General features: G+C 73.4%; 10 protein-coding genes. 2 read left to right on the plus strand and 8 right to left on the minus strand.

Annotation, left to right across the window (positions count from 1 at the left end):
• Positions 1-23 precede the first annotated feature (23 nt).
• From pdxS to pgsA, 6 genes are all read right to left on the minus strand, one after another.
• A complete protein-coding gene (gene pdxS / locus ACFUEL_RS27450; protein ID WP_111555892.1) occupies positions 24-935 on the minus strand; it encodes a pyridoxal 5'-phosphate synthase lyase subunit PdxS in 912 nt (303 codons plus the stop codon).
• A gap of 146 nt (positions 936-1,081) precedes the next feature.
• Positions 1,082-1,627, minus strand: a complete 546-nt coding sequence (locus tag ACFUEL_RS27455; RefSeq protein ID WP_380239445.1) for a hypothetical protein — start codon at positions 1,625-1,627, stop codon at positions 1,082-1,084.
• 19 nt (positions 1,628-1,646) lie between these two features.
• A complete protein-coding gene (locus tag ACFUEL_RS27460) occupies positions 1,647-2,009 on the minus strand; it encodes a 5-carboxymethyl-2-hydroxymuconate Delta-isomerase (protein WP_380239446.1) in 363 nt (120 codons plus the stop codon).
• A gap of 28 nt (positions 2,010-2,037) precedes the next feature.
• Positions 2,038-3,210 carry a glycosyltransferase family 4 protein gene (locus ACFUEL_RS27465; RefSeq protein WP_380239447.1) on the minus strand — a complete coding sequence of 391 codons (1,173 nt, stop codon included), beginning with the start codon at positions 3,208-3,210 and terminating at the stop codon, positions 2,038-2,040.
• Complete coding sequence (locus ACFUEL_RS27470) at positions 3,207-4,112, minus strand: phosphatidylinositol mannoside acyltransferase (protein ID WP_380239448.1); 906 nt, start codon at positions 4,110-4,112, stop codon at positions 3,207-3,209. Before ACFUEL_RS27470 ends, ACFUEL_RS27465 begins: the two co-directional genes overlap by 4 nt.
• Positions 4,109-4,765, minus strand: coding sequence for a phosphatidylinositol phosphate synthase (gene pgsA / locus ACFUEL_RS27475; protein WP_176186138.1), 657 nt, complete (start codon positions 4,763-4,765; stop codon positions 4,109-4,111). The genes ACFUEL_RS27470 and pgsA overlap by 4 nt, the downstream gene beginning before the upstream one ends.
• Positions 4,766-4,893: 128 nt before the next feature.
• Here pgsA and ACFUEL_RS27480 point away from each other — a divergent pair, with 128 nt between their 5' ends.
• A complete protein-coding gene (locus ACFUEL_RS27480; protein WP_380239449.1) occupies positions 4,894-6,912 on the plus strand; it encodes an elongation factor G in 2,019 nt (672 codons plus the stop codon).
• 21 nt (positions 6,913-6,933) lie between these two features.
• Here ACFUEL_RS27480 and ACFUEL_RS27485 read toward each other — a convergent pair whose 3' ends face one another.
• Complete coding sequence (locus ACFUEL_RS27485) at positions 6,934-7,356, minus strand: thiol-disulfide oxidoreductase DCC family protein (protein WP_380239450.1); 423 nt, start codon at positions 7,354-7,356, stop codon at positions 6,934-6,936.
• A 191-nt stretch (positions 7,357-7,547) separates the two neighbouring features.
• Between ACFUEL_RS27485 and ACFUEL_RS27490 the strand changes: the two genes are divergently transcribed.
• Complete coding sequence (locus ACFUEL_RS27490; RefSeq protein ID WP_380239451.1) at positions 7,548-9,191, plus strand: hypothetical protein; 1,644 nt, start codon at positions 7,548-7,550, stop codon at positions 9,189-9,191.
• 77 nt (positions 9,192-9,268) lie between these two features.
• Here the strand turns inward: ACFUEL_RS27490 and ACFUEL_RS27495 are convergent, their stop codons facing one another.
• Positions 9,269-9,826 carry an HIT family protein gene (locus ACFUEL_RS27495; protein WP_380239452.1) on the minus strand — a complete coding sequence of 186 codons (558 nt, stop codon included), beginning with the start codon at positions 9,824-9,826 and terminating at the stop codon, positions 9,269-9,271.
• Positions 9,827-9,916: the final 90 nt, after the last annotated feature.

The raw sequence follows: 9,916 nt of genomic DNA on the forward strand, positions 1-9,916 counted from the left end.
CGCGTGGGGCGCTCGCCGACCGCTTACCAGCCGCGGTTGGCGTAGCGCTCGGTCTCCGGGAGGGTGTCGCAGTTGATGCCGACCATGGCCTCGCCCAGGTTGCGGGAGGCGTCCGCGATGATCTTCGGGTCGTCGAAGAAGGTGGTGGCCTTCACGATGGCGGCGGCGCGCTTGGCCGGGTCGCCCGACTTGAAGATGCCGGAGCCGACGAACACGCCCTCGGCGCCGAGCTGGCGCATCAGCGCGGCGTCGGCCGGGGTGGCCACGCCGCCGGCCGAGAACAGCACCACCGGCAGCTTGCCGAGCTCGGCGACCTCGCGGACCAGCTCGTACGGGGCGCGCAGCTCCTTGGCGGCGGCGTACAGCTCGTTGTTGTCGAAGCCGCGCAGCTTGGCGATCTCGTTCTTGATCTGGCGCAGGTGGCGGACGGCCTCCACCACGTTGCCGGTGCCGGCCTCGCCCTTGGAGCGGATCATGGCCGCGCCCTCGGCGATCCGGCGCAGCGCCTCGCCCAGGTTGGTGGCGCCGCAGACGAAGGGGGTGGTGAACGCCCACTTGTCGGAGTGGTTGACCTCGTCGGCCGGGGTGAGGACCTCGGACTCGTCGATGTAGTCGACGCCGAGCGACTGGAGCACCTGGGCCTCGACGAAGTGGCCGATCCGGGACTTGGCCATCACCGGGATGGAGACCGCGCCGATGATCTCCTCGATCATGTTCGGGTCGGACATCCGGGCCACGCCGCCGTCCTTGCGGATGTCGGCCGGAACCCGCTCCAGCGCCATGACCGCGACCGCACCGGCGTCCTCGGCGATCTTCGCCTGCTCGGCGTTGACCACGTCCATGATCACGCCGCCCTTGAGCTGCTCGGCCATGCCGCGCTTGACCCGGGCGGTGCCGACCTGGGGCTGCTCGGCGGAAGTGGGGGTGGTGGACACGTAAGACCTCACTCAGGGATGAACCGGTGCTATCGATCTATCGTAGGCCCGGTGACCCCGCGACCCATACGCCACATGGTCCAGGGCCGTCCCCGGCATACGACAATCGGGCCAGCGGTCCGGTTGCGGCAGGAAACGCTGTCAGCCTACGCGGGAGCGCCCTCGGGCGTGAGCGCCACCGGGGGCTCGTCGTCCATCTCGAAGGCCATCGGGAACGGCGCGCGCCCCGCCAGGCGGAAGTAGCGCACCAGCCGGTGCTCGCGCACCGCGCGCGCCGCCCGCACCGCGTCGTTGTGGAAGCGCCGCGCCATCGGCACCCGGCGCACCGCCTCCACCAGGTCGCGCACCGCCTCCTCGCCGCCCGGCGCCGCCCGCAGCGCGCCGACCTGCTCCGGCTCGTCCAGCACCGCCCGCAGCGCCAGGCTCAGCTCGCTCTCCGCCACCTCGCGCTGCTCGGACTCGGCCTGCCGGGCCGCGTGCGCCGCCTCCAGCAGCAGGATCGACGCGGCCGGGTCCAGCAGCGAGGAGGTCGCCAGCTCCACCGCCACCGAGGAACGGCGCAGCAACTGGGCGTCCAGCGAGGCCCGCGCGGCGTCGATCCGGGCGTGCAGCCGGTCCAGCCTGCCCGCCGTCCAGCTCAGGTAGACGGCGAACAGTACGACGGCCGCAACGGCCCAGATCCAGGTAGCCACGGGGCGCTACGGTACCGGCTCAGCCCCCGAGGACCGCCGAGCGGTAGGCGAGGTGGTCCAACTCCCCGACCTGGACGGCGGCCTGCACCGGCCCGGCCTCCGCCCCCAGGTACTCCGGGAGCGCCGCCAGCACCGCCTCGCTCAGCGCCGCCTTGGCCGCCGCGCTGCGCCCCGGGAAGATCCCGACCTCGACCACGACCAGCGCGAACGTCTCGGCGTCCGCCCCGACCACGTTCTCCCCGGTGCGCCGGAACCGGGTCTTGCACTTCTCCGGCTTGGCGTCCAGCAGCTTCACCGCCAGCCGGTTCAGGGCCAGGCCGAAGCCCCGCCGGTCGAAGGAACCGGCGAGCCGGTCGGTGTAGTCGACGGTGATCAGCGGCATGCGGGGCTACCTCTCCGGAAGGGACGGGTCAACGGCTCGGACGCGGACGGCGGTCGGACGGTTCGACCTCGGCCACCGGCGGACGCCCGTCGGTGACCGTCTCGTACACCGACAGCACCTCGGCGCCCACCGTCTCCCAGTCGAAGCGCCGCACGTGCCGGGACGCCGCCTCGCGCAGCGCCGCCAGCCGCTCGGGACTGCCCAGCAGCTTGAGCGCCGAGGCCGCCAGCGCGTCGGCGTCCTCCACCGGGAACAGCTCGCCGGCCGCGCCGCCGTCCAGCACCTGCCGGAACGCGTCCAGGTCGCTGGCCAGCACCGGGGCGCCCGCCGACATCGCCTCGACCAGGATGATGCCGAAGGACTCGCCGCCGGTGTTCGGCGCCACGTACAGGTCCACCGAGCGCAGCAGCCGGGCCTTGTCCCGGTCCGAGACCATGCCGAGGAACTCCACCCGGGCCCGCACCTCGGGCGCCAGGCCCTCCACGGCCTCCTCCTCGTCCCCCTTGCCGGCCACCAGCAGCCGCACCCCCGGGCGCTCGGCCAGGATCCGCGGCAGCGCGGCCAGCAGCGTCGGCAGGCCCTTGCGCGGCTCGTTGATCCGGCCGATGAAGCCTATGGTGCCCGGCCCGCCCCCGGCGGCGCCGCCCTGCCACTTCGGCTCCGGCTCGGCGTCCGCGAAGAACCGCACGTCCACGCCGTTCGGGATCACCACCGCGTCCCCGCCCAGGTGCTCCACCAGGGTGCGCCGGGCGTACTCCGACACCGCGATCCGGCCCGACATCTTCTCCAGGCCCGGCTGCAGGATCGGCGAGGCCGCGATCATCGCCCGCGAGCGCGGGTTCGAGGTGTGGAACGTCCCCACCATCGGCCCGGTCGCCGCCCACGCCGCCAGCATCGACAGCGACGGCGAGTTCGGCTCGTGCACGTGCAGCACGTCGAACCGGCCCTCGCGCAGCCAGCGCCGCACCCGGGCCGCCGACAGGATGCCGAAGCTCAGCCGCGCCACCGACCCGTTGTACGGCACCGCCACCGCCCGCCCCGCCGAGACCACGTACGGCGGCAGCGCCTCCTCGTCCTCCGCCGGGGCCAGCACCGACACCTCGTGGCCCAGCCGGATCAGGTGCTCGGCCAAGTCCCGGATGTGGAACTGCACCCCGCCGGGCACGTCCCAGTCGTACGGGCACACCACGCCGATCCTCAACGCTCGGCCCCCCGCGGGGTCAGGTCGGCCAGCCACAGCTTCTGCAGCATGTGCCAGTCCACCGAGTGCTCGCGGATCGCGCCCGCCCACACGTCCGCCATCGCCTGGGTCATCGCCGCGGCCTGCTCCTGCCGGGTGCCCTCCCCCGACGGCACCACCTCCGGGTGCACCTCCGCCCGCAGCATCGCCCCGTCGTACCAGAGCGACACCGGGAACAGCGCCGCCCCCGTCCGCTGCGCCAGCGCCGCCGGACCGGCCGGCATCCGGGTCGGCTCGCCGAAGAAGTCCACCCGGATCCCGGCCTCCGACAGGTCCCGGTCGCCCACCAGGCAGACCAGCTTCCCCTCGCGCAGCCGCCGCGCCAGCGTCCCCACCACCGAGACCTGGGAACCGGTCAGCGCCAGCACCTCCATGCCCAGGCTCTCCCGGTAGGCCACGAACCGGTCGAACAGCGACTCCGGCTTCAACCGCTCGGCGACCGTGGTGAACGGGAACCCGCCCGCCGAGGCGATCCACGCCCCCGCCAGGTCCCAGTTCGCCATGTGCGGCAGCGCCAGCACCGCGCCCCGCCCGGCCGCCATCGCCTCGTTCAGCTGCTCCAGGCCCTTGACCGTTATGGCACCGGCGATCCGCTCCCGGCTCCAGGTCGACAGCCGGAACGACTCCATCCAGTACCGCATGTACGAGCGCATCCCGGCCCGGGACAGCTCCCGCAGCCGGATCCCGTCCGCGTCCGGGTGGACCCGCGACAAGTTGGCCTCCAACTGCCGCACCCCCTTGCCCTGCCGCCGCCACGCCACGTCGGCGATGGTGTCGAACAGGCCGCGGGCCACCGGCTCGGGCAGGTGCTTCAGCCCCGCCCAGCCGGCCGCGTAGGCGGCGTCGACCAACCGTTCCCTCACTTGACCCCCTCGGCGGCGGCCGCCGCCTCCAATTCCGCCGACTCCCGGCGCACCGTCAGCATCCGCTGCGCCACCGTCACCAGGCTGCCCGCCGCGACCACCCACAGGGCGATCGGCAGCAGCCACTCGATGTACGGCACCCCGAACTTGTGCAGGCCCGCGAAACCGGCCGCGGTCAGGCTGATCACCAGCCGCTCCGCCCGCTCCACCAGGCCCGAGACGTCCACCGGGAAGCCCAGTGCTTCGCCGCGCGCCTTGGTGTAGGACACCACCTGGCCGCTGGCCAGGCAGAAGACCGACACCGCGCACAGCAGGTCGTTGTTCCCGCCCCCCGCGTACCACATCGCCAGACCGCCGAAGATCGCCGCGTCGGCGACCCGGTCCAGCGTCGAGTCCAGGAACGCGCCCCACTTGCTGGAACGGCCCGCCTGGCGGGCCATGTTGCCGTCCACCAGGTCGGAGAAGATGAACAGGGTGACGGTGATCACGCCCCAGAAGAACTCCCCGCGCGGGAAGAACACCAGAGCACCGGCCACCGACCCGGCCGTCCCGATCAGCGTGACCGCGTCCGGACTGACACCCCACCGCAGCAGCATCGCGGCGAACGGGGTGAGGACACGTGTGAAGAAGGCACGCGCGTACTTGTTGAGCATGGCCTTCCGGTCCGCTCCGCTCCTCGGAATGGCACCCGCGGACCACATGCCCGCCGGGCGGCCGCGCGAATGGACCCGCCCGGCTGGACAATGGTATCCACGCTGATCGAGCGGCAGGAGGCCCCGCCATGCCGGACCGGACGGCCCACACCCCCGCACCGCCCGCCGACCGACCCGACCGGCTCCGCAACGTGGCCCTGGTCGGGGCCGGCGGAGCCGGGAAGACCACCCTCGCCGAAGCACTCGCCCGCACCGCCGGCGTCCTGACCAGGGCCGGAACCGTCCCCGACGGCACCACCACCGCCGACTGGGAGGACGTCGAGCACCAGCAGCAGCGCTCCGTCCAGCTCGCGCTCCTCCCCCTCCCGTGGCGCGATCTCAAGATCAACCTGATCGACGCCCCCGGCTACGCCGACTTCGCCGGCGAACTCCAGGCCGCCCTGCGCGCCGCCGAGGCCGCCCTGTTCGTCCACTCCGCCGCCGACCCCGAGGTCCCCCGCCCGGTGCGCGCCCTGTGGCAGCAGTGCGAGGACGCCCGGCTGCCCCGCGCGATCGTCCTCACCCACCTGAACACCGCCCGGGTCCGCCTCGACGACGTCCTGCGGATGCTCCAGGACACCCTCGGCACCCCCGACACCGTCCGCCTCCTGCACCACGTCGACCTGCGCGACGGCCACCTGCACGGCCTCACCGACCTGCTCACCGGCCGCACCCGCGGCACCCCGCAGGACGCTCCCGCCACCGACCTGGAGGCCGAACGCGCCCGCCTGGTCGAGGCCCTGGCCGGCGAGGACGACACCCTGATGGCCCGCTACCTCGACGGCGAAGGGCTCGACACCGCCGCCCTCACCGCCGGACTGCGCCGCGAACTCCTGGCCGGCACCCTGCACCCCGTCCTGGCCACCGCCCCCGACGGCACCGGCTGCGACGCCCTGCTCGACCTGCTCGCCGACGCCTTCCCCTCCCCCGCCGACCGCACCGACCACCTGCCCGCCGCCGACCCGGACGCCCCGCTGACCGCCCAGGTCGTCCACACCGGCGAGGACCCCTACCTCGGCCGCCTCAGCCTGCTCAAGGTCTTCGCCGGCACCCTGCGCCCCGACACCACCGCCCACCTCCCCGACGGCACCGAGGAGCGCCTCACCGCCCCGCACAGCCCGCTCGGCCGCCAACTGCGCCCCGTCCCGCTGGCCGTCGCCGGAGACCTCGCCACCGTCACCAAGCTCACCGCCGCCCGCACCGGCGACACCCTCACCACCGGCGGCACCGCGCTACCGCCCTGGCCGCTGCCCGAGGCCCTGCTCCCCACCGCCGTCCGGGCCCGCTCCAAGTCCGACGACGACAAGCTCTCCCAGGCCCTCGGCAGGCTCTCCGCCCAGGACCCGGCCCTGCGCGTCGAACAGAACCCCGACACCCACCAGCTCGTCCTGTGGTGCACCGGCGAGGCCCACCTCGCCGTCACCCTGGACCGCCTCACCACCCGCCACGGCGTCCACGTCGACACCGTGCCCTACGAGGTCGCCCTCCGCGAGACCTTCGCGGCCCCCGCCGACGGCCACGGCCGGCACGTCAAGCAGTCCGGCGGCCACGGCCAGTACGCCGTCTGCGACCTCACCGTCGAACCGCTGCCCGGCGGCGGCTTCGAGTTCGTCGACCGCGTCGTCGGCGGCGCCGTCCCCCGCCACTTCGTGCCCTCCGTGGAGAAGGGCGTCCGCGCCCAGCTCGCCCACGGCCTGCACGGCCACCCGATGACCGACGTCCGGGTCACCCTCACCGACGGCAAGGCGCACTCGGTGGACTCCTCCGACGCCGCGTTCCAGACCGCCGCCGCCCTCGCCCTCAAGGAGGCCGCCGACCGCACCGCCGTCGAAGTCCTCGAACCCGTCGACGAGGTCCGCGTCCTGCTCCCCGACGAGTACCAGGGCGCCGTGCTCGCCGACCTCTCCGCCCGCCGCGGCCACGTGCTGGGCACCGAGATCGGCGGCCCCGGCCTCAGCCTGGTCCGCGCCGAGGTCCCCGAACTCGAACTCACCCGCTACCCGCTCGACCTGCGCTCGCTCTCGCACGGAACCGGCCGGTTCACCCGCAGCTACCTGCGGCACGCCCCGATGCCCGCCCACCTCGCCGCACGGCACACCGGCGGCTGAACCCCGGCCGCCGCAGAGCCCCTACGACCGCCGCGGCAGCGCGCAGGCCGGCGTGCCGCCCGGCATCCGGTCCCGGTTCTTCGCGATCCAGCGGTACACCGCGTCCGCCACCGGCCGCACCGGCGCCAGCGCCAGCACCCCGCCGGCCCACGCCCACAGCCCGCCCGAACGCATCAGCAGCCGCGCCACCGCCTGCGCCCCGCCGTACACCCGGCGGTCCGGCGTCACCCACAGCACCTCCCGCGAGGCCCGCTCCGCCGTCACCTCCCCGCCGGTGAACTCCGCCAGCGCCGCCATGTCCGCGAACTGCCACGCCACCGCGTCCCAGCCCGCCGAGGACAGGCTCTGCCGCGGATAGCGCTCCGCCCACCGCACGCAGCTGGAGCAGAACGCGCAATCGCCGTCGAAAACCAGCACCGGCCCCGGTGCGTACGCACTCGTCATGCCCGAGATCCTCCACCCCCGCGGCACCGGCCGACAAACCGGGGGCGTCGAAGCCGCCCGCACGGGGCAGCATCACCCCGAAAGCCCCGCGCACGGCCGATATGTGACCCCGGATCAGCCGATGATCCGCACGGCCCGGCCCCCGCACGGTAACCTGCCGCAGATCGATCAGGGGAGAAGGAGCTGCACAGGTGACACAGCTCGACATGACGCCGGGCGCGCAGGTACCACGCACGGACGCGGGGAACCAGACCGCGGTCACGCAGGCGTTCTCCTCCGCCGCCTACCGCAACGGCGACTACACCGAACTCGAGGCGCTCGCCGGAGTCACGGTCAAGAAGGGCAAGTTCGCGCTCTTCCGCCCCAGCGCCGGCGAGGCGTTCAGCCGCGCCCTGATCGACCGCACCCTCGGCGGCGGCCGCAAACCGCTGGTCCCCTCGCACGGCACCGACGTCCGGATGGTCGTCGAGCACTGCCTCGCCGCCGAGGACCTGCGCGAGGCCCGGGACCGCAAGCTCGCCGGCCTCAGCCTGCTCTTCGGCGTCCTCTTCCTGCCCGGCACCCTGGTCTGGCTGGCCGCCTACCAGGCCCGCGCCTGGCTCGGCAGCAAGAAGTCCGCCGCCCGGGACGGCTTCATCGGCACCCTGGCCCTGCTGCTCGCCCTCGGCCTGACCCTGCTGCTGCTGATCCGCCCGCCCTTCGGCGGCCTGCCCGGCCTCTACTTCCGGGTGGTGATGCTCGGCCCCGCCCTCGGCTGGTACCTCGCCAAGCGCACCGTGGTCGCCGGCGTCGAGCAGCAGCGCGCCCGCTGGGGAGACCTGGTCGGCGGCAGCCCGGTCGCCGCCGTCGTCCCCAAGGCCGTCCCCAAGGACCACCTCGACAAGAAGGCCAACGCCCTCAAGGCCGCCCTGGACCGCCTCACCGCCGAACAGGCCACCAACGTCCAGCACTACGCCGGCCCCAAGGGCATCCTCGGCATCGGCGCCCGCTGGTCCGAGTGGTCCATGACCGAGGACCTCCGCCCCGCCGACGGCCACGACGACTTCCGCACCTTCCACGTCGCCGACCTCACCCGCCGGATCGCCGACCGCCTCTCCGGCCTCACCGCCAGCGACGTCCCCAACGGCGGCCTGCCCCGCCCGCAGATCAGCCACTGGGTGGTGCTGGACATCGGCGAGGGCGCCGACGAGATCGGCCGCCCCTCCGGCCCCGACATGGACGGCGACCGGATGCGCGACTTCGCCGTCCAGGAACTCGCCAGCAGGCAGAGCCTCGGCGCCGACACCAGGCACCGCATCGCCGTCCAGTTCGTCCTGCACAAGGGCCAGTTGGTCGCCACCATCGTGATCAACGTGATGGTGCTCTCCCGCAACCTGCAGATCCACGTCACCCCGCACACCCTCGGCCCGATCAACGGCTACTTCACCGCCAAGCCGAAGGTCCCCGAGAAGGACGTCTCCAAGACCTTCCGGTTCTGGGAGACCCGCACCGTCCAACTCGCGGTCGTCAACGACGACGAGGTCGTCCGACAGGCCGTCCGCGCCCCCTTCCACAGGATCCCCGGCCTGCTGAAGTGGCTCGGCGGCTCGATCTCCTTCCCCGAGCCCCTCTGCCTGCGCCAGGCGTGGGCCGACCCGACGTGGAACAGCCGCTACAAGTCCGACGACACCATCTACCTGCCCCGCCCCGTCGTCGGCATCATCCACGCCGCCGTGATCGAGTTCCTCGAGGAGCACGACGTGGCCACCGACCGCTTCACCAACCGCTCCAACATCCTGCGCAGCGAGATCCAGGGCTCCCGCCCCTACCGCGCCGACAAGTACGACGCCGGCTGACCCGGCCCGCGCACGGAAGCAGCAGGGGCGTACGGGAACCCTCCCGCACGCCCCTGAACGCTTCCGCGCGACCCTGCTCAGCCCGGCCACACCTCGGACAGCATCTTCCGGGTGTCCGCCAGCAGCTGCGGCAGCACCTTGGTGTGCCCCACCACCGGCATGAAGTTGGTGTCCCCGCCCCAGCGCGGCACCACGTGCTGGTGCAGGTGCGCGGCGATCCCCGCCCCCGCGGCCGCCCCCTGGTTCATCCCGATGTTGAACCCGTGCGCCCCCGACGCCGCCCGCAGCGCCGTCATCGCCTTCTTGGTGAACTCCCCCAGCTCCGCCGTCTCCGGCCCGTCCAGCTCGGTGTAGTCCGCGACGTGCCGGTACGGCACCACCATCAAGTGCCCGCCGTTGTACGGGTACAGGTTCAGCACCGCGAACACCGCCTCCCCACGCTGGACGATCAGCCCCTCCTCGTCACTCAGCTGCGGGATCGTGCAGAACGGACAACCGTCGTCGGGAGTCGGCCCGGTGGGCTTGTTCTCGCCCTGGATGTACGCCATCCGGTGGGGTGTCCACAGGCGCCGGAAGCCGTCCGGCTCCCCCACGCCCCGCTGCAGTTCCGGCTCACTCGTCATGCCCGCCAGCATATGCGCCGCGGCCCACGAACAGAGCAGTGCGGGGGGGGGGGCCCCGCGGGGGGGCCCCCCCCCCCCCCACCCCCCAGCGCATAAAACAAC

Source organism: Kitasatospora sp. NPDC057198 (assembly GCF_042670125.1).
Taxonomy (GTDB): domain Bacteria; phylum Actinomycetota; class Actinomycetes; order Streptomycetales; family Streptomycetaceae; genus Kitasatospora.

Excerpts from the sequence above, each read along its gene's own strand:
- ACFUEL_RS27460 (WP_380239446.1), bottom strand. The coding sequence starts at position 2,009 with ATGCCGCTGATCACCGTCGACTACACCGACCGGCTCGCCGGTTCCTTC.
- ACFUEL_RS27480 (WP_380239449.1), top strand. The coding sequence starts at position 4,894 with ATGCCGGACCGGACGGCCCACACCCCCGCACCGCCCGCCGACCGACCC.
- pgsA (WP_176186138.1), bottom strand. The coding sequence starts at position 4,765 with ATGCTCAACAAGTACGCGCGTGCCTTCTTCACACGTGTCCTCACCCCG.
- ACFUEL_RS27495 (WP_380239452.1), bottom strand. The coding sequence starts at position 9,826 with ATGCTGGCGGGCATGACGAGTGAGCCGGAACTGCAGCGGGGCGTGGGG.
- ACFUEL_RS27485 (WP_380239450.1), bottom strand. The coding sequence starts at position 7,356 with ATGACGAGTGCGTACGCACCGGGGCCGGTGCTGGTTTTCGACGGCGAT.